The organism is Pseudoalteromonas obscura (assembly GCF_030135505.1).
GTDB lineage: Bacteria > Pseudomonadota > Gammaproteobacteria > Enterobacterales > Alteromonadaceae > Pseudoalteromonas > Pseudoalteromonas obscura.
In genome coordinates, this window is record NZ_JASJUT010000012.1 from 195490 (window position 1) to 214624 (window position 19135).

A 19135-nucleotide genomic window follows, 5' to 3' on the forward strand; every position below is an offset into this window, starting at 1 on the left:
GAAAACCCACTTCGTGTTGTTATTTGGTCCATTTCGATTTGATGCTGAAAAGTAGGTTTTGTACCAACAGCAAGAGCGATACTCCCTGCGGCCTAAAGTACTGCAATTGCTAGCTTATTTTTTGGCAAACCCACATCAAGTGATCAAACGGGAGTCGCTACTTTCAGACTTATGGCAACATGGAGAGTATAGAGAAGCGGCGCTGACCCAAAGCATCAATGAATTGCGTCAAGCTTTAGGTGACAACGCACAACATCCAACTTACATTCGGACATTGCCTCAACAAGGCTATCAATGGATCTGCGATGTTAAAGCCCAAAAGTGCGCTAAAAAACAGCTTAGGTTAGTGTTGGCCATATGTGGTGCTACGGCTATCACGGTTGGTACGTCAATCGTAACATCTGCATTTTTGGAGAGAGCAGAAGTGCAAGAGGTTCAAAAGTCCGCACTTTTGATTTTGCCACTGCGCAATGAAACCGGAGTACAAGCTAACGCTTGGTGGGGTTATGCACTTGAAAGCGTGCTTAAAGAGCATCTGCAGCACACCCATCGATTACTGCCTAAAAGTCAAACTCCAGAACTTTTGACGTTGCCGACAGAGGAGCAGCCGTCACAGTTGAGGTTGACGCTAAAACCGATGCAACAACGCTTTTTATTGCAGGCTAGGCTCGATAGCCGTCATGCTGAAGTGGTGGTCGAACATTTGGATCAGAACTTTACCGAGATCGCACAGCAATTGTTGTTTATGTTGCAAGGCCAAGTGACGCGTCTAGACAATCATATCGATCCAAGCCCGGGACTAGCTGATTATTATCGCGGGCTTCAAGCTTTAAATGAGTTTGGACCTCAATTGGCTAAGCCTTATTTTGAGGCTGCGTTGGTCTTAGCGCCTCATCATTTGCCTTCACAATTGGAGTTGGCTCAAATTGCATGGCATCAAGGTGATATATCACAAGCAAGAGCACGCTTTGCTGCGTTGGACATCACTCATGCATCGGCTGTTTTGCAGGCGCGTTACTACCTTTATTTAGGCGCATTTCAAAAAGCACTTGGTGAGTTTTCGCAAGCAAAGAAAAATGCACAGTCTGCACTCATATTGGCACAGCAAAGCCAGCAAATTGAATTGATAGCCAGTGCTTATCAACTTCGGGCCGATATTGCCTGGCACCTATTGCAATGGCAGGACTACACGATGGCGATGAATGCAGCTTACGCACTCGTTGGTAGTCGGTCATTTGCATACAGTGAAGCACAGCGTTCATTTTATTTGGCGAATCCGCCAGCAGCAGGCCCACAAGGAAAAAACTTGCTCAACCTAGCGCAGAGCAAAAAGGTGCTGAGTCATGCTATTGAGTACTACCGTCAGAGCAAGGATAAAATTGACTTGGCGAAAAGCTTATTCGCGTATGGTCAAAACTATTTAGTTCCGGTGAGCGAAAGTGAAAAGAGTTTATTGGAGGCACTTCAGATTATCTCTGACAGCGGTAATTTCCACCTTAAAACGCAAGTGCTTACTTACTTGGGGTTTTACTATATACAGCTACATAAAGGGGAGAAAGCACTTTATTATCTCAATCAAGTTGAACTAAACGAACAGTTTAACTCAGCTATCGAACAGCTTAATTTGCTCAAGGCGATGGCGTTTATGGACATTGGCCTCACCCACAGTGATATGGATGCTACTCAAGCTGCTCAACGACAATTTAGCGTGCTACTGGCTGCGCCAGATACTTCTGTTATGACACGTACAAACGCGACACTCTTGTTGGCTTGGACTTGGCTAAAACTTGACAATTTAGACAAAGCACAAACACTGACTGAGCGCGCTTTGGCTGATTATCAGCGCTTTTCAATCAGTGAAGCTGCGACTTATGCCGCGTATACTCAGATGTATATACACCTACTGCGCGGTCAACCTGAGCGTGCTATCAGCTTAGTCGACTTGGACAAAAATAAAGACGTACATTTGATGTTGTTTTACTCATCTATAGCGGCGCATATGACGCAAAATAAAGCGCTTGAACAAAGAAGCACAGAGCTGTTGAGCGTGCTGAAAAACAGCGCACCTTTGTTGCAGCAGCTCGACGAATATAAACAACAAGCAGGGCACAATCACATCAAACACATAATGCTATTGGATGCGCCCTACAGTGTATATTGCCAAAGTAAATGGGTTCTAGAGTGATATAAGATCCTTTGTTGGCATATGTGCCCCTCTGTAAATAACTTTGCCCTGAGTGTCGAATACGACCCAGTAAGGCAATTCATTTATTTGGTAGTATTCGAATAGCTGATTGTACGTATCAAATACCATATCATGTTGCACGGCAAAGCGTTTTTGATATGCATAGGCACTATGTTCGTCGACATAAAAGGGTTTGATCACGGTTAAAAATATTTCAGGTCTTTTTTTCGCCAATTGGTTGTTTTGAGCAATGCGTTTTTCACATGCAGGAATATGCTGGAAGGGGCACAAACTGTCGCTAAAAAATAGCACTTGATAGTCTTGTTGCAAACGTGTTTTTAACAGCGGTTTCCCTGACAAGGTTTGCAAAGGTGAAGAGCGCTTCGGTTTAGAAGTTGTCTTTGCTGTTGAAGTTAAGTGCATTTTCGATATAACTTGCTCATTTTCCACCAGCACGCTAGTCGGCGTTTTTCTCACTTGAAACCTGTTCATCAAGTGATTGTGTTTATCTATGGTGAGACCTTGATATATTGGGTATGCATCAATAAATAGCTCTACGCTGGCTTTATCTACATTGATGTCTGGTTGTATGAAAATACGTTTTACCTTGGTATTAGGCAGCTGTGTTGTATGCGTATATTCGTCCCATATATTAATGAATACATACTCGACTGTGGTGCTTTGAGCATTATAGGAGAGTAACAAAACCCCCAAGATTATGAGCCTTTTAACTTGTATATACATTAGTGACTCCCTTGCAATTTACTGAGCTTATCTGCAAGTTCATCTGTAAAGAGGGCACAGCGATATAATTCATTGCCATGCTCGTCTAACAAGATATGTTGAGGCGTTCCTAGGACTTGATATTGGCGTGTAATGCTACCATCGCTGTCAAATACCGTTGGGAACTGGTAGTGATATTTTTTGAGGTAATTGGCAACGCCACGCAGAGATTGATTAAAACCTATATTAATGGAAATAACCTGATAGCCATTGTTAGCTTGTTGGTAGCTTTGCTCTAAGAGTGGCATTTCTTCCACACAGTATGCACACCAGGTCGCCCAAAATTTAAGATATGTCACTTTTTCTTTGCTTGAAATTTGCTGCTTATCCAGCGTTGTTGCATTGAGTGGAGGATAGGGAGTTGTGGCTGAAAATACGTGTGTTGTGAGTAACATTAATAACGAGAGTAGGAGTTTCATCATAGTTTCCTTTTTGTGATGTTAGAGCCAGCTTTTGCCTGCTTGAATTAAAAAGTACTGCGCCATCGCCACTAAGATGAGCGCTGTGAAGCTATTGATATAAGAGAGCCACTTTCCTGAATTTGGTAGTTTCGAGAGCAGCCTTGTGCTCGTGCCTGCTAGCAGTAGTAACGCGCTCATACCCAGTGCAAAACTAAATAGTAAAATAGCGCCAAGCAGAGGATGTTGATTGGATGCGACGAGTATTAGCAATGCTCCAAGTACAGGAGAGGTGCAAGGTGCTGCAACCAGTGCGCTGGCCATACCGGCTATAAATGGTAATGTGCTGCGCAGTTGCGGTTGATTTGGCAGCGACGGCAAAGAAACGATTCCCTTATTTACAGCAGCAAAATAGAGCAGGGAATTGGCAAACATCAGCAGTATCCAGGGGTTGCTGGCTACTCGACCAAATAAACTACCTGTCAATGCGGCTGCTAAGCCCAGCCCAGTATAAATAAATGCAAAGCCTAGGCAATAAAGTAGAGGTGCAATACGCGGGGATTTTCTTTGCGAAAATGTCGCGATGGTAATAGGTAAAATAGGGTAAACACAGGGCGTTAAGCTGGTTAACACCCCAACTAAAAACACTGCGGGAATTAACCAGCCATTTAAATCTAAACTGTTCAAAGTCCCAATAATTTGTTGCTCCATTTCGTGGTTCTCATCTTTTTCTGAGTGTGTACCAGCATGCACATAAGCGTTTAATTGACCTATCAAAGCATCATCAAATCAATATAAAAAATTATCAAGATTTTGTTTTATATGGTTTTATTTGTGTTTTTTTGAAAGTGATTTTAAAGGTGAGTTGAACAAATTCTATGTGGGTCAAGGAGGTGGCGACATCATCGAGCAGATGTTCTGAAGCTGGACACTGTAGGTATCTGGCAAAAAAGCGCTTTTGGTTGGGGATAACTTTTAGGAGCTCAAACAGAGTCCGGAGTGAATTGTGTAAAAAGCGATAACTGGCTGATAGTTAACTATCTCACTCTATTTTTATAAACGTGAAAACTGCTTTTTTTGGTCTGTTGAATAGGTTGTATGTACAAGCTATATAACAAAAACGCCCGCAAAAGCGGGCGTTTTTTAAGATGAGCATTCGCGTTAATCGCGTACTTTAATGCCCTTTTTCTCCATACCACGGTAGATGATAAGCATCTGTGCGATTGAGATTAAGTTAGAGACTAACCAGTAAAGCACCAGACCTGATGGGAACCAAATAAAGAAGACAGAGAATACTACAGGCATATATGTCATCATTTTTTGTTGCATTGGATCTGTGATAGTCATGGGTTGCAGTTTTTGCGTTAGGAACATACTCGCACCAAACAGAATTGGTAGTACGTAGTATGGGTCCATAGCAGAAAGGTCAGTTAGCCATAAACCAAACTCAGCGTGGCGTAGCTCTGTTGACTCTAGGAATACATAGAAAAGCGCTAAGAAGATTGGCATTTGTAATAGCAGTGGGAAACAGCCACCCATCGGGTTCACTTTTTCCTTGCGGTACATTTCCATCATGGCTTGACCAAACTTCTGACGGTCATCACCGTAGCGCTCTTTTAATTGCTGCATCTTCGGCTGTAGTGCACGCATTTTAGCCATAGAGGTATATTGTGCTTTAGTAAGTGGGTAAAGAATGGTTTTCACAATGACAGTGATACCAATGATAGCCAGACCCCAGTTGCCCAAAATGCCGTATAAGAATTTGAGTAATACAAGTAGTGGCTGAGAGATAAACCACAACCAACCGTAGTCAACTGTTAGATCTAAGTGCTCATGAAGCGCTTCTAATGCATTGGTGTCTTTTGGACCCATGTAGTAAATAGCCGACAGCTTGGCTTCAGAGTTTGCCTGAATATTTACTGGCTCGCCCTTTGTACCGATGATACCTTGGTTATTTCTAAGTGAGGTATAAATGGTGTTGTTGGTCTCTTGGCTTGGAACCCATGCACTTACAAAGTAGTGCTGGATAAACGCAACATAACCACCTTGGGTATTCTTGTTTAGATTCGCTTCACGCATTTCGTCGAAAGAATACTTTTCATAAGGCTCATCTTGTGTGCCATATGCTGTGCCAAGGAACGTTTGGTCAACCATGCTGTCTTTGTCTTGTGCTGTGCGCTTGATTTGCGTGTACAGCTGAACTTGAACAGGGTTATCTGTTGCGTTTACAACATCGTACTCCATAGAGACATCATATTGGCCTGCTTTGAATACAAATGTTTTAGTAAACTGAACACCTTTACTATCGACAAATGATAAAGGTACGCGCAGTTCATCGCCTGACAAAGTGTAATTGCTTTGTTCTGTTTGATAAACAGGGCGGCCTGCACTCGACGCATCAGGGCCGTTTAGGCCAATTAAACCGCTTTGTGAAAGGTATTGCTTCCCTTCAAACTCACCAAGTAGTAAGTAAGGTATATCGCTACCATGCGTGTCAGCGTGTTGAAGTAATTTAGCTTCAACAATATCACCACCTTTAGTGTCGATTTTAACGGCAAGCACATCAGTCGTTACTGTGATCACAGAACGAACCGCTTGAGTTTGTGCAACCGGTACATCTGCTTCGCTTGAAGCGGGAATATCCGCTTGATCGTTATTTGAAGGTGAAGTGGTCACTTGTGTGACAGCACTGGTCTCGGCCTTGCTCTGAGCTTGCTCTTCTTGCCATTCGCTGAATAACAAAAAAGATACTAAAAGCAATCCGATCAATAAAAACGTGCGTTGCGATTCCATAACAGCTCTTATTTCTCGTGTTGTTTATCTTGATTCGATTTCTCAGGGACGGGGTCATCCCCACCTGCGCTTAAAGGGTGACATTTTAATATGCGTTTAACCGCTAACCAACTCCCTTTTGCAATTCCGTGTAAATTAATTGCCTGAATTGCATAACTTGAGCATGTTGGATTAAACCGGCAATGCGGTCCAAGCATTGGACTGATAAATTTTTGATAGGCTTTGATAAGCGTTATCAAAAACAGACGTATTACCGAAAGCGGATAATCCACCAATCGTTTCCACTCGCTTTTTGTCTTTGAGGCGTGTTTCATAGTCGCGAGGTAGACTCGATAATTGAGTGATTAAAAGGTGAGCTAACCTTACCCTAATTCGCTTAAAATAGCCATGTTAGGACAGTTATAGAAGTACAAAAGCGCTGTTATTTTTTAGGCTTTTTGTTGGTTGGGCGTTTTTTATGATGTTTGGGTTTTGGTGCGCCTGGTTTACAACGCTCGTTCACTTTGCGCCAAAGTTTGTTAAGTTGTTTCGTTAACTCTTCATTGGACTGTTCGTCTACACCGGTTTTGACCATTAACACAATATCGATGTTATCTAGTTTATGGCGGTTAAGGCGAAAGCTTTCACGTGCTAGGCGTTTAATGCGATTGCGTTGACATGCTTTTTTACAGCGTTTTTTGGCAACGGTTAATCCAAGACGTGGGTGACCAACATCATTCGGTTTTGCCAAGAGAGTAAAAACAGGAGTCGCTGCGCGTGCAGGTTCTTGAAATATTCGGGAGTAATGCGAGGGAGTTAACAGACGTAACTCCCTGCTGAAGCCTAAACCTTCCACTTATATTAAGCAGATAGTTCTTTACGGCCTTTAGCACGACGACGTGCTAGTACTTTACGGCCATTTTTAGTAGCCATGCGAGCACGGAAACCGTGAGTACGCTTGCGCTTAAGTACGCTTGGTTGAAAAGTTCTTTTCATAACTAATCCATCCGATCGGTTAAAGTTAAAACATCCTATGCAGGTCGCGATCCTGGCACAGGTGCCATTGCGAGCGCGAGATATTAAAGCCGACGCGCGTGAAAGTCAATCATAATTGTGTTGTTAGGCTTATTTTATAGGCAATCTGGGTGAAAAAACCAGAAATGAAAGGTTTTATACCCTAATAAGGTATAAGTAGAGATTGTGCTGTGCCTTTAAATCGAGCGCTTTTTTATAGCTATATATAAGAAGGATCATTTATTGGGATCTATCTATATAAGATCCAGATCTAAGTTGTGGATCAAGTTAATTGATCTTTGAAGGGTTTTCCACAGCGCTTGGGTGAAAATTGCCAACAACCTTTGGAAAACTCAAATTGATCTTAATTTTATGGTGAGATCTTGCTCTTTTTTTGATAAGATCTTTGGAAATATATAAAATTAAAATGTCTTATAAAACATTGGGTTGTGTTTTTTGTTTAGTGAGATCTTAATTTTTTAAAAAGTCAATATTGATGTTGTGGATAAGAACACTTCATAATATCCGGCTTCCACCTGTGAATAATTGATAATATACAAACATTTCCGTAGATCTCTGAGTTAGCTGTGAATAACTCTGTTGGTTATTTTGTGAATGAATGCAAAAGGCCGACATTAAAGATGTACGGGAATAATAACTAGTTCGGAGTGCAATGTGTATCTGTCGGTTTGGCAAAGTTGTTTATATGTTTTGCAAGATGAGCTGCCATCGCAGCAGTTCAATATGTGGGTTAGGCCACTACAAGCAGAAAGTACCGAAGATACTTTAACCATCTATGCACCTAATCGATTTGTGTTGGATTGGGTTCGAGAAAAGTACTTAAATAGAATAAATGAGCTCCTGATTGAGATCTGTGGAGATGAAGCGCCTGAGTTGCGCTTCGATGTTGGTAGCAAACCAATGGCGCAGGTACAACCTCAAGTAACAGCGGACACTTCTGGCGGTGAAACACATGCGCCAAGTGCGGCACAAGTGTCGTCAAAAAGCACGGCCCATATGCCTGTCAATGAAGTGAAAGTTGAACCGGCTCCGAAATCTAGCGTTAAATCAAATATCAAAGAAAATTATACTTTTGATAATTTTGTTGAGGGTAAGTCTAACCAACTGGCAAAAGCGGCTGCGACACAAGTTGCTGACAATCCTGGCTCGGCGTTTAACCCTGTATTTATATACGGTGGTACTGGTCTAGGTAAAACGCATTTATTGCACGCAGTTGGTAACGGTATTATTGATAAAAAGCCAGACGCCAAAATTGTCTATATGCATTCAGAGCGTTTTGTTCAAGATATGGTTAAAGCGCTGCAAAACAATGCGATTGAAGATTTCAAACGCTATTATCGCAGTGTAGACGCGTTGATGATTGATGATATTCAATTCTTTGCCAACAAAGAGCGTTCACAAGAAGAGTTTTTTCACACCTTTAATGCTCTGTTAGAAGGGAATCAGCAAATTATCCTGACATCAGATCGCTATCCTAAAGAAATTGAAGGCGTTGAAGATAGATTAAAATCCCGATTTGGCTGGGGCCTGACAATTGCGATTGAACCGCCTGAACTAGAAACTCGGGTGGCGATTTTGATGAAAAAGGCTCAGCAAAGTAACATAAATTTACCACATGAAGTGGCATTTTTTATAGCCAAAAAACTACGTTCAAATGTACGCGAGTTGGAAGGGGCTTTAAATCGCGTTATCGCAAATGCCAACTTTACAGGCCGTCCTATTTCAATTGAATTTGTCAAGGAGGCACTCAGAGACTTATTAGCGCTCCAAGATAAGTTGGTTACGATAGATAATATTCAAAGAACAGTAGCAGAGTATTATCGCATTCGCGTATCCGATTTGCTTTCCAAGCGACGCAGTCGATCTGTCGCACGACCTAGGCAAGTAGCCATGGCACTATCCAAAGAATTAACTAACCATAGTTTGCCAGAAATTGGCGATGCGTTTGGTGGCAGAGATCATACAACGGTACTGCATGCATGTCGTAAAGTAAAAGAGCTTCGTGAAGAGAGCCACGAAGTAAAAGAAGATTATCAAAACTTGATCAGAACATTGTCATCTTAAGGGTTAAGTGATGCAAATAACGATAGTAAGAGAACAATTTTTAAAGCCGTTAATGCAAGTGTCTGGCGCTATTGAGCGCAAACACACACTACCTATTTTGTCTAATGTGCTTTTAGAAGTAAAAAATGGTGTGTTGTCTATGACGGGCACCGACCTTGAAATTGAGTTAGTTGCATCTGTGACGTTAGATAATGACACCGCAGATACAAAGTTAACGCTGCCTGCGAAAAAGCTGTTAGATATTTGTAAGAGTTTACCTGATAACTCAGATCTAAACTTTAGCACTCAGGAGCATCAAGTATTATTAACCAGTGGAAAGAGCCGCTTTTCTCTTACGACCTTAGCAGCAGAAGACTTTCCAAATCTGGAAGAGTGGCAAGGTGAAGTAGAGTTTAAGCTAACACGCTTAGAGCTGCGCAAGTTACTTGAAGCAACTCACTTCTCTATGGCTAATCAAGATGTTCGCTATTACCTAAATGGTATGTCGTTTGAAGTGGACGGCAATGAAATAAAAACCGTTGCGACTGACGGGCATCGCCTCGCCATTGCACAGAAGCAACTTGAGCAATCCCTAGGTGCACAAAGGCAATTGATCATCCCTCGCAAAGGGGTGTTAGAAATAATGCGTTTGTTACCTGCTGATGATGAAGAGTTGACTATACAATTTGGTGCAAACCATTTTCGTATTATTGATCAGGAAGTTATATTTACGAGTAAGCTTGTCGATGGTCGTTTTCCTGACTACCGTCGAGTGCTACCACGCGGCGGTGATAAATTAGTTATTGCCAACAGAGAATGGTTGCGTAGTGCGTTTCAACGTGTTTCCATCTTATCAAACGAAAAGTTCAGAGGGGTTCGACTTAACCTCAGTAGCGGCGTATTGAAGATAAGTGCAAACAACCCAGAGCAAGAACAAGCAGAAGAAACGGTAGAAGTAAACTATCAAGGTGATGACTTGGAAGTTGGGTTTAACGTTTCATATCTGTTAGACGTATTGAATACTTTGAAAACAGAGGATGTTCAGTTTACGTTAGCGGATTCGAACAGCAGTGCCTTAATTGAAGGCAGTGGTGAGGATGATGCGATGTACGTTGTAATGCCAATGCGCCTATAGAAGGGCGCTTATGAGTTTGACACATTTTAGCCTCAATGACTTTCGTAACATTGAGGCGATTTCTATTTCCCCTTCAAAAGATCTAAATTTAATTCTGGGCCAAAATGGCAGTGGTAAAACTAGCCTATTAGAAGCCATTTACTTTTTGTCTAGCGGCCGCTCTTTTCGTACCAACAAGCACAAATTAATGATCCGCAGTAGCCAAGAAAAATGCATTGTTCATGGTAAAAAACAATTACATAACTTGTCTATACCAATTGGAATTAGCAAAGATCAAAGCGGTGATACCCAGCTTCGTATTCAAGGCCAAGCCAGTAGACGAATAGCCGAATTAGCACAAATTTTACCTGTGCAGGTTATTACACCTGAAAGTTATGAGTTGTTTTTTGGCGGACCAAAAGAGCGAAGAAAGTTTTTAGACTTGGGTGTGTTCCACGTGGAACATTTGTTTTTTGATGTTTGGAAAAGCTTCAATAAAGTACTCAAGCAGAGAAACGCTTTGTTAAAAAGTAAGCCTGCAAATTGCGTAGAACAAATTAAGTTTTGGGACAAGCAGTTTGTTGAAATGGCTGAGCAAATAAATATCTATCGAAAAGCGTATATAAGTAGGTTTGAAGGCTATTTTTTTGATAAGATAGGGGGGATTAGCCCTGTGTTTGAAGGCCTTGAAGCTCGTTACGATGCGGGTTGGAAAGGGGAACTGGCAGAAGTACTTCAATCACAGCTTGAGCGAGATTTAAAACTTGGTTATACAAGCCGAGGTCCACATAAAGCGGACTTTAATTTTAAAGTGCATGGTCACAATGTTGAAGGGATCATGTCTAGAGGCCAACTTAAGTTGTTACTTTATGCGCTCAAGATTACACAGAATAATTTAATTGAACAAGAGACTGAAAAACAGTCAATATTGCTAATCGATGATTTACCATCTGAATTGAGTTCTGAAACATTGGAGTGTGTTGCTAAGCTACTTGCGAGTTGCAACTCTCAGCTATTTATTTCAGCAATCAGTTCAGACAGTTTAACGCCTGTTGTGGAACAGCTCGATAAAGATATTGAGATGTTCCACGTGGAACATGGTCGTTTAATAACAAATTAATTGGAATTAACCATGTCTGATAATTATGATTCATCCAGTATTAAAGTACTGAAGGGATTGGACGCCGTACGAAAGCGTCCAGGAATGTATATCGGCGACACTGATGATGGAACTGGATTACATCACATGGTCTTCGAAGTTGTTGATAACTCAATCGATGAAGCTTTAGCTGGGTATTGTGACGACATCTTCGTTACTATTCATACTGATGGCTCTGTTTCTGTACGAGACAATGGTCGTGGGATACCAACTTCAATTCACCCTGAAGAAGGCGTATCAGCTGCTGAAGTTATTATGACTGTACTACATGCTGGTGGTAAGTTTGATGATAACTCATATAAAGTATCTGGTGGTTTGCACGGGGTAGGTGTTTCTGTTGTTAATGCACTTTCTGAAAAACTACAATTAACTATCCGCCGAGATGGCCAAGTGCATCAACAAAAGTACACAATGGGTGTACCAGATGCTCCTTTAGCAGTGATTGGTGAAGCAGAATCAACTGGAACTGAACTGAGATTTTGGCCAAGCCCGGAAACATTCTCAGATATTAACTTCCATTATGACATTCTTGCAAAACGTCTTCGCGAGTTATCATTCTTAAACTCTGGTGTCAGTATCATTCTGACGGACGAGCGTGAAGAAAATAAGCAAGACCACTTTAAATACGAAGGTGGTATCCAAGCTTTTGTTGAATACCTTAACCGTAAAAAAACACCAGTACACCAGAGTGTTTTTCACTTCACAACTGAACGTGAAGATGGCATTAGTGTTGAAGTTTCGATGCAATGGAACGATGGTTTCCAAGAAAATATCTACTGCTTTACCAACAATATTCCACAAAGAGATGGTGGAACACACTTAGCAGGTTTCCGTGCAGCGTTAACAAGAACGTTAAACACCTATATGGAAAAAGAAGGCTTCAATAAGAAGAATAAAACCAGTGCAACTGGTGATGATGCTCGTGAAGGCCTGACAGCGGTTGTAAGTGTTAAAGTACCTGATCCTAAGTTCTCTTCTCAAACTAAAGATAAGTTGGTTTCAAGTGAAGTCAAAGGTGCTGTTGAGCAAGCTATGGCTGAAAAGCTTAATGAATTCTTACTTGAAAACCCACAAGACGCAAAAACGGTTGTAAATAAGATTGTGGATGCGGCGAGAGCTCGAGAGGCAGCGCGTAAAGCCAGAGAAATGACGCGCCGTAAAGGTGTGATGGATTTGGCAGGCTTACCAGGCAAGTTGGCGGACTGCCAAGAAAAAGACCCTGGGTTATCTGAACTATACATCGTGGAGGGTGACTCGGCAGGTGGATCTGCTAAACAAGGTCGTAATCGTAAAAACCAAGCTATCCTGCCTCTGAAAGGTAAAATCCTAAACGTTGAAAAAGCTCGTTTTGATAAAATGCTTTCTTCACAGGAGGTTGCGACACTTATCACAGCGTTAGGTTGTGGTATTGGTCGTGATGAATATGACCCTGAAAAGCTGCGTTATCACAGTATTATTATCATGACCGATGCGGATGTCGATGGATCACATATCCGTACACTATTACTGACTTTCTTCTATCGTCAAATGCCTGAAATCATTGAGCGCGGATATGTTTACATTGCACAACCACCGCTTTATAAAGTGAAAAAAGGCAAACAAGAGCGTTATATTAAAGACGATCACGCTCTGACAGAGTACTTAACAACATTAGCTCTGGATGGCGCTGCGTTATATTCAAATGAAAGCGCTGCTGCAATTGAAGGTAATCGTTTAGAAAACCTAGTACACGACTATCAAAAGACTGTTGATGTAATTGGCAGACTGCAGCGTAAATACCCGGCTGCAATCATGAACCGTTTAGTCTATCAACCTGAATTGGCAGAAGCTGAGTTAAGTGATGAATCGAAAGTAACAGCATGGAGTGAAGCGCTGGTTGCTGACCTTATCAAACATGACGATGATGCGACGATATTCTCTGCATCTGTAAGCTATGATGACGAGCGTCACATGTATTATCCGGTTGTGAATATTCGCCAGCATGGTGTAGATAAAGCACATACCTTAAGTTATGACTTCATCACTTCTAAAGATTACACACGCATTGCCAACACTGGTAAGCAAATTGCGCATATTGTTGAAGAGGGTGGCTATATTCAACGTGGTGAGAAGACACAACCAATTAGCAGTTTTGTAGAGGGACTGGACTGGTTGATCAATGAGTCAAAACGAGGCTTGTATACACAACGTTATAAAGGACTTGGGGAGATGAACCCAGATCAGTTGTGGGAAACAACCATGGATCCGGATGCACGTCGTATGCTACGTGTAACCATCGAAGATGCGATTGCTGCTGACCAACTATTCGCAACCTTAATGGGTGATCAAGTTGAGCCGCGTCGTGACTTTATTGAACAGAATGCGCTGAGAGTAGTAAACCTAGACGTTTAAAACTGAATCTAAGCCGATGTATAAAAAAGGAGGGGAAACCCTCCTTTTTTTCGTTTTAACGCTTAATTCTGTGCACTGCACACGGTATACTGAGCATAATTTTCAATCATTAAAACTCATTCTTGCGCCGTACTCATAGCGCTGATTTGAGTCCCATGTACCAAATAAATATAAAAGCCAACTATGCAAAAATATGACATCAAAACCTTTCAAGGGTTGATCCTGGCTTTACAGGACTATTGGGCACAGCAAGGCTGTGTAATTGCACAACCACTGGATATGGAAGTTGGTGCGGGCACATTCCACCCGATGACTTTCCTGAAATCAATTGGCCCAGAACCAATGTCGAGCGCGTATGTTCAACCATGTCGTCGCCCAACCGACGGTCGCTATGGTGAAAACCCGAATCGTCTTCAACACTACTATCAATTCCAAGTTGTACTGAAGCCATCACCGGATAACATCCAAGAGCTTTATCTTGGTTCATTAGAAGCATTGGGTATCGATACTTTGACCCACGAAGTGCGCTTTGTTGAAGACAACTGGGAATCACCAACACTGGGTGCTTGGGGTCTAGGTTGGGAAGTGTGGTTAAATGGTATGGAAGTGACACAGTTCACTTACTTCCAACAAGTTGGTGGTATCGAATGCTCGCCAGTGACAGGTGAAATCACTTATGGTTTAGAGCGTTTAGCCATGTATATACAAGGTGTCGACAGCATTTATGACCTTGTGTGGACAGATGGTCCTATGGGCCGTGTTACTTATGGTGACGTGTTCATGCAAAACGAAATCGAACAATCAACTTATAACTTTGAATATGCAGATGTAGACGCGCTATTCAAGCAGTTTGATCAGTGTGAAAAAGAAAGCCAAAAATTGATTGAAGCGGGCTTACCATTACCTGCATATGAGCAAGTAATGAAAGCTTCTCACGCATTTAACTTACTAGATGCCCGTCACGCAATTTCTGTGACAGAGCGTCAACGATATATATTGCGTGTAAGAGCGTTATCTAAAGCATGCGCGCAATCATATTTTGAAGCTCGTGAAGCACTTGGTTTCCCGCTTTGTAAGGACTGATCATGACAACTGAAAATTTACTAGTAGAAATTGGTACTGAAGAGTTACCACCAAAAGCATTGCGCAAGCTAGCAGAAGCATTCGCTGAAAACGCAGCTGCAGAGATAGATGCACTAGAGCTGGGTCACCAAGGTGTGAGTTGGTATGCATCTCCTCGTCGTTTAGGTATCCAAGTAAAGCAACTTGAGACACAGCAAAAAGATAAAATTGTAGAGAAGCGTGGTCCAGCGATTAAAGCCGCGTTTGATGCCGATGGTAACCCAACTAAGGCTGCACAAGGTTGGGCTCGTGGTTGTGGTATTGAGGTTAACGAAGCTGACAAACTTGAAACAGAAAAAGGCGCGTGGTTACTTCACAAGGCGACTGTAAAAGGTCAACAAGCATCAGCATTACTGAGTGACGTGATTGGCAAAGCGCTCGCCAAGCTACCTATCCCGAAGCCAATGCGCTGGGGAGCAAATAAAACACAGTTTATTCGACCTGTTCACACAGTTGCTGCATTACTTGGTAATGAAATCATTAAAGGTGAAGTACTAGGTAAACAGATCAGTAATGAGTTGCAAGGCCACCGCTTTCATCACCCTGAGCGAATTACATTAGCCCATGCCGATGAGATATTTGACACGTTAAAGCAGGCATATGTCATTGCTGATTATGATGTGCGTAAAGCACAGATCCGTGCTCAGATTGAAGCGGAAGCTGCAAAGCTTGGTGCGGTTGTTGCAATGGATGAAGACTTACTTGAAGAAGTAACGTCGTTAGTTGAATGGCCGGTAACCTTGACCGCATCATTTGATGAAGCGTTCTTGTCTGTACCAGATGAAGCCCTCATCTATACGATGAAAGATGACCAGAAGTACTTTCCGTTATTGAATGACAAAGGCGAGCTGATCAACAAGTTCTTATTTGTATCAAACATTGAAAGCAAAGATCCAAGTGTGGTTATCTCAGGTAATGAAAAAGTGGTTCGTCCACGTTTAGCAGATGCACAGTTCTTCTTTGAAACAGATAAGAAGAAAACTCTGGAGAGTCGTTTAGAGTCGCTTGGCAGCGTTTTATTCCAAAAACAGCTGGGCACACTGAAAGACAAATCTGAGCGTATTGCTGCATTGGCAGGGTATATCGCTGAGCAACTTGGTGCGGATAAAGCATTGGCAGAGCGCGCTGGCCTTCTGAGTAAAACAGACTTAATGACTGAAATGGTCATGGAGTTCACCGATGTACAGGGTGTAATGGGTATGCATTATGCGCGTATTGACGGTGAGGCTGAAGAAGTTGCGGTTGCGCAAAATGAACAATACATGCCGCGTTTTGCTGGTGATTCATTACCGTCAAACCCAATTAGTTTTGCAGTTGCGCTGGCAGATAAGTTCGATACCCTAGTGGGGATTTTTGGAATTGGCCAAATTCCCAAGGGCGATAAAGATCCATTTGCACTTCGCCGTGCAGCCATCGGTGCGCTGCGTATAATGGTGGAGAAAGAGTTACAACTCGATATCTTAGATATCGTGGCAAAAGCACAAAGCCTATTTGGCGATAAGCTGACGAATGATCAGGTCGCCGAAGATGTGTTTGAATTCATGTTGGGACGATTCCGTGCCTGGTATCAAGATGAAGGGATCAGCGTAGATGTTATCCAAGCTGTATTGGCCCGTCGTCCAGCTCAGCCAGTAGATTTTGATCGTCGTGTTAAAGCGGTTAGTCACTTTCGTACACTCGATGAGGCAGAGGCACTTGCCGCTGCCAATAAGCGTGTGAACAATATTTTGGCGAAAAATAACGTCACGAGTGACGCTGCTGTCTCAACAGAGTTACTTGTCGAAGAAGCTGAAAAGCAACTATCAGAGCAGGTTGCTGCTTTGACTGAAGAACTTGCACCTGTCTATGCACAAGGTGATTACCAGCATGCATTAACACGTTTGGCGAGTTTGCGCGAAGCGGTAGATAACTTCTTTGATAATGTCATGGTTATGGCTGATGATGAGGCTGTTAAGAATAACCGCCTTGCACTGTTAAGCCAGCTAAGCCGACTGTTTTTAAATACTGCAGATATTTCAGTATTACAAAACTAAGTGTATTGACTAAACATATTAAGCCAGCAAGCATGCTGGCTTTTTTATTTAGGATGATAGGTGAGAAAATTGCAAAAAACGATAGCGTTATCAATCTTAGTTGCACTGGGTTTAGTCGGGTGCACTTCACCACAAATAAGTGGGCAATCAAGCACACAAATTTCAGCGCCCGTTGCAAAAGTAATAGATCGACCAATGTATTTACGTGGTGATTTTAGTCTTTGGGATGCTGAAGAAATTTACCAGCTTCAGCCTCAAGGCGATGGAACTTATTCAGTACGTGCACGATTTATGAGTCCAGGCAAGGTGCATGAATTTAAAATTGCCGATGGGTCATGGAGTCAAGGGTACAATTGTGGATATCGATTCCATAGTGTTTTAAAGCTCGGTCAACCACAGGCTGCTGATTGTCACACCATCTACAACTACTTTAGTTTTATCCCCGATAAAAAAGGTTGGTTTCGCATCACATTTGATTATCGAGAGCCTAAAAAACCAATGGTATTAATTCAGAGGGATTAGTATCAATCTATGATTATCTATACTCGTCAAATGTATAGCAGCAAAGGCTTGCACCGAGTAATGTGACTTGAGGCTACTGGATATGAAAGGGCTTTAGGTTAAAATGGCAAGTATTTACTTGCCGCAAAATGAGTGACTGTTATTCAGGCTTGCAAGGGTAATCACGAGATGCGCATACGTTTAAAGAGTTTCCAAACTTATCATTACCGCCTGCAATGGCATTTGTTTGTGCTGGTTTAATTGCTTGAAGATCTAGGTTTTTAATTTTTTTTGTTTTGAGTTTTAATTTCATACTATATTTCCTTTTACTTTATGGTTTACCTATTTTGTAAACTACCTTATTACTCCATGAAATAGTTCATTGTATGTTTTTTATTACTTCTTTGTTTAATTTGTGTTTCTCTCCAAGTCGTTAGTGCTCGCGGCAGGGTGATGAAAAGGTGGTAATTGTGTGCCCGATAGGCTCGGCTATGGGGTATATGAGTGCCTATTGTTTAATTTACGAGAAGTGGTAATAACTACTTTGACAATGTCATGGTAATGAAGGTGGTTAGGCTGTTAAGTTAGCTAAGCCGCCTGTTTTTAAATACTGCAGATATTTCAGTACTTCAAAATTGATTAGTGAATAAGTGGCTTTTTTATTTTAATACATCCATCCTGTCTATGAATTACCAAACCTCGAGACTATGGTATTTATTGCGTGAGAGTACCATTTATGAGTCTAGGAAAAGTGCAGGAATTAAAACTAGGTGAAAAGTCGAATCAAAGATATAACTTTGGTTGTATATTTGATGGATGATTGCTGGTGGGTAAGCCTAAACTAGCAGGCTCACTACTTCAATCTTCTACCCAATAAAAAGGGGAAAAGAACACTCGAAGTCTGCGGTAAAAAGCACCTTATATTATGACCTAAATGGGAAATAGCAAGGTATAAACTTGCTACCTCCCTCTCTGTTTAATTTTCTTTCTTTAAGTTTGGCCCACTGCACCAAGAGTTGATGCTGTTTTCACCATCGTTGCCACCGCCATAAATATGCTGTGTTGCCTGTTGGTTAAGTGTATTTCCAGTTAGCTTGATAAGTTTTTTCTTAGTAAAAGAAAGTTTTTTCATGGTCGCTATCCTTATTTATTATTATCTTTTGTTTTGTATGCGAGTGCTTATTAAAGCATCTCACTTGTCTAATTTGACATAAAAACATCAAGAATATCAAGGTGTATAAAAGATAAATGAGAGAAAGGGCTGTAATAAAGTTTTATGATAGGAACGCAGTGAATTCAGCTTCAATGCAAAGCTACTTGCCCTTTTTTAACAGGTATCGATAAGGTGATGAATCTACCTCTTTCGCGACTAAGGTATGATCCATAAACTCGCAAAAGCTGGGTATATCCCGAGTAGTTGATGGGTCGTCTGCCAATATCAATAACGTTTCGCCATGATTCATCTTTCTAACCATACCTCTGATCATCATAACTGGTTCAGGACAGCGCAGCCCGACGGCATCTAAGGTATGATCTGTATTATCAAAATTCATAAAGCGCCTCTGGCCAATATCAAAGCATCTATTCTAACGTGGTACA

General features: G+C 41.7%; 18 protein-coding genes. 8 read left to right on the top strand and 10 right to left on the bottom strand.

Translation table 11 applies throughout. The features are described 5' to 3' along the window. Nucleotides 1-58 precede the first annotated feature (58 nt). On the top strand, nt 59-2185 hold the full coding sequence (locus QNM18_RS22455) for a winged helix-turn-helix domain-containing protein (RefSeq protein WP_284138489.1): 2127 nt from the start codon (nt 59-61) through the stop codon (nt 2183-2185). Here QNM18_RS22455 and QNM18_RS22460 read toward each other — a convergent pair. The 7 genes from QNM18_RS22460 to rpmH form a co-directional block, all read right to left on the bottom strand. Next, on the bottom strand, nt 2177-2929 hold the full coding sequence (locus QNM18_RS22460; RefSeq protein ID WP_284138490.1) for a TlpA family protein disulfide reductase: 753 nt from the start codon (nt 2927-2929) through the stop codon (nt 2177-2179). The genes QNM18_RS22455 and QNM18_RS22460 overlap by 9 nt on opposite strands. Next, nucleotides 2929-3390 (bottom strand): TlpA family protein disulfide reductase, encoded by a 462-nt coding sequence (locus QNM18_RS22465; protein WP_284138491.1) that lies wholly within the window; start codon nt 3388-3390, stop codon nt 2929-2931. The genes QNM18_RS22460 and QNM18_RS22465 overlap by 1 nt, the downstream gene beginning before the upstream one ends. Nucleotides 3391-3408: 18 nt before the next feature. After that, nucleotides 3409-4143, bottom strand: a complete 735-nt coding sequence (locus QNM18_RS22470; RefSeq protein ID WP_247687583.1) for a cytochrome c biogenesis protein CcdA — start codon at nt 4141-4143, stop codon at nt 3409-3411. Nucleotides 4144-4527: 384 nt separating this feature from the next. After that, nucleotides 4528-6159 (bottom strand): membrane protein insertase YidC, encoded by a 1632-nt coding sequence (gene yidC / locus QNM18_RS22475; protein WP_211013373.1) that lies wholly within the window; start codon nt 6157-6159, stop codon nt 4528-4530. Between the two features lie 8 nt (nt 6160-6167). Beyond that, complete coding sequence (gene yidD, locus QNM18_RS22480) at nt 6168-6473, bottom strand: membrane protein insertion efficiency factor YidD (RefSeq protein ID WP_023400954.1); 306 nt, start codon at nt 6471-6473, stop codon at nt 6168-6170. 107 nt (nt 6474-6580) lie between these two features. Further along, the gene (gene rnpA, locus QNM18_RS22485) at nt 6581-6994 is read right to left on the bottom strand and encodes a ribonuclease P protein component (protein WP_211013374.1); all 414 of its coding nucleotides are present in this window, start codon (nt 6992-6994) and stop codon (nt 6581-6583) included. A gap of 5 nt (nt 6995-6999) precedes the next feature. Next, nucleotides 7000-7134, bottom strand: coding sequence for a 50S ribosomal protein L34 (rpmH, locus tag QNM18_RS22490; RefSeq protein ID WP_005492430.1), 135 nt, complete (start codon nt 7132-7134; stop codon nt 7000-7002). 693 nt (nt 7135-7827) lie between these two features. On the opposite strand from rpmH, the gene dnaA reads away from it, so the two are divergent. From dnaA to QNM18_RS22525, 7 genes are all read left to right on the top strand, one after another. Then, the gene (gene dnaA, locus QNM18_RS22495) at nt 7828-9237 is read left to right on the top strand and encodes a chromosomal replication initiator protein DnaA (RefSeq protein ID WP_211013375.1); all 1410 of its coding nucleotides are present in this window, start codon (nt 7828-7830) and stop codon (nt 9235-9237) included. Nucleotides 9238-9247: 10 nt separating this feature from the next. Continuing rightward, nucleotides 9248-10351, top strand: a complete 1104-nt coding sequence (gene dnaN, locus QNM18_RS22500) for a DNA polymerase III subunit beta (protein ID WP_284138492.1) — start codon at nt 9248-9250, stop codon at nt 10349-10351. Nucleotides 10352-10361: 10 nt separating this feature from the next. Beyond that, complete coding sequence (recF, locus tag QNM18_RS22505; protein ID WP_211013377.1) at nt 10362-11450, top strand: DNA replication/repair protein RecF; 1089 nt, start codon at nt 10362-10364, stop codon at nt 11448-11450. 12 nt (nt 11451-11462) lie between these two features. After that, the gene (gene gyrB / locus QNM18_RS22510) at nt 11463-13880 is read left to right on the top strand and encodes a DNA topoisomerase (ATP-hydrolyzing) subunit B (RefSeq protein WP_211013378.1); all 2418 of its coding nucleotides are present in this window, start codon (nt 11463-11465) and stop codon (nt 13878-13880) included. A 183-nt stretch (nt 13881-14063) separates the two neighbouring features. Continuing rightward, nucleotides 14064-14963: a glycine--tRNA ligase subunit alpha gene (gene glyQ, locus QNM18_RS22515; RefSeq protein ID WP_211013379.1), complete on the top strand. Its 900-nt coding sequence runs from the start codon at nt 14064-14066 to the stop codon at nt 14961-14963. Nucleotides 14964-14965: 2 nt separating this feature from the next. Continuing rightward, nucleotides 14966-17035: a glycine--tRNA ligase subunit beta gene (glyS, locus tag QNM18_RS22520; RefSeq protein ID WP_284138493.1), complete on the top strand. Its 2070-nt coding sequence runs from the start codon at nt 14966-14968 to the stop codon at nt 17033-17035. A gap of 60 nt (nt 17036-17095) precedes the next feature. Then, nucleotides 17096-17557 (top strand): early set domain-containing protein, encoded by a 462-nt coding sequence (locus tag QNM18_RS22525; protein WP_284138494.1) that lies wholly within the window; start codon nt 17096-17098, stop codon nt 17555-17557. Nucleotides 17558-17696: 139 nt separating this feature from the next. On the opposite strand, the gene QNM18_RS22530 is transcribed toward QNM18_RS22525, so the two are convergent. The 3 genes from QNM18_RS22530 to tusA form a co-directional block, all read right to left on the bottom strand. Continuing rightward, on the bottom strand, nt 17697-17849 hold the full coding sequence (locus tag QNM18_RS22530) for a hypothetical protein (protein ID WP_211013381.1): 153 nt from the start codon (nt 17847-17849) through the stop codon (nt 17697-17699). Nucleotides 17850-18512: 663 nt separating this feature from the next. Continuing rightward, nucleotides 18513-18668 carry a hypothetical protein gene (locus QNM18_RS22535; protein WP_211013382.1) on the bottom strand — a complete coding sequence of 52 codons (156 nt, stop codon included), beginning with the start codon at nt 18666-18668 and terminating at the stop codon, nt 18513-18515. Nucleotides 18669-18849: 181 nt separating this feature from the next. Further along, nucleotides 18850-19089, bottom strand: a complete 240-nt coding sequence (gene tusA / locus QNM18_RS22540; protein ID WP_211013383.1) for a sulfurtransferase TusA — start codon at nt 19087-19089, stop codon at nt 18850-18852. Nucleotides 19090-19135: the final 46 nt, after the last annotated feature.

Excerpts from the sequence above, each read along its gene's own strand:
- QNM18_RS22460 (WP_284138490.1), bottom strand. The coding sequence starts at position 2,929 with ATGTATATACAAGTTAAAAGGCTCATAATCTTGGGGGTTTTGTTACTC.
- QNM18_RS22465 (WP_284138491.1), bottom strand. The coding sequence starts at position 3,390 with ATGATGAAACTCCTACTCTCGTTATTAATGTTACTCACAACACACGTA.
- yidC (WP_211013373.1), bottom strand. The coding sequence starts at position 6,159 with ATGGAATCGCAACGCACGTTTTTATTGATCGGATTGCTTTTAGTATCT.
- yidD (WP_023400954.1), bottom strand. The coding sequence starts at position 6,473 with ATGAAACACGCCTCAAAGACAAAAAGCGAGTGGAAACGATTGGTGGAT.
- rpmH (WP_005492430.1), bottom strand. The coding sequence starts at position 7,134 with ATGAAAAGAACTTTTCAACCAAGCGTACTTAAGCGCAAGCGTACTCAC.
- dnaN (WP_284138492.1), top strand. The coding sequence starts at position 9,248 with ATGCAAATAACGATAGTAAGAGAACAATTTTTAAAGCCGTTAATGCAA.
- recF (WP_211013377.1), top strand. The coding sequence starts at position 10,362 with ATGAGTTTGACACATTTTAGCCTCAATGACTTTCGTAACATTGAGGCG.
- gyrB (WP_211013378.1), top strand. The coding sequence starts at position 11,463 with ATGTCTGATAATTATGATTCATCCAGTATTAAAGTACTGAAGGGATTG.
- glyQ (WP_211013379.1), top strand. The coding sequence starts at position 14,064 with ATGCAAAAATATGACATCAAAACCTTTCAAGGGTTGATCCTGGCTTTA.
- glyS (WP_284138493.1), top strand. The coding sequence starts at position 14,966 with ATGACAACTGAAAATTTACTAGTAGAAATTGGTACTGAAGAGTTACCA.
- QNM18_RS22530 (WP_211013381.1), bottom strand. The coding sequence starts at position 17,849 with ATGAAATTAAAACTCAAAACAAAAAAAATTAAAAACCTAGATCTTCAA.
- QNM18_RS22535 (WP_211013382.1), bottom strand. The coding sequence starts at position 18,668 with ATGAAAAAACTTTCTTTTACTAAGAAAAAACTTATCAAGCTAACTGGA.
- tusA (WP_211013383.1), bottom strand. The coding sequence starts at position 19,089 with ATGAATTTTGATAATACAGATCATACCTTAGATGCCGTCGGGCTGCGC.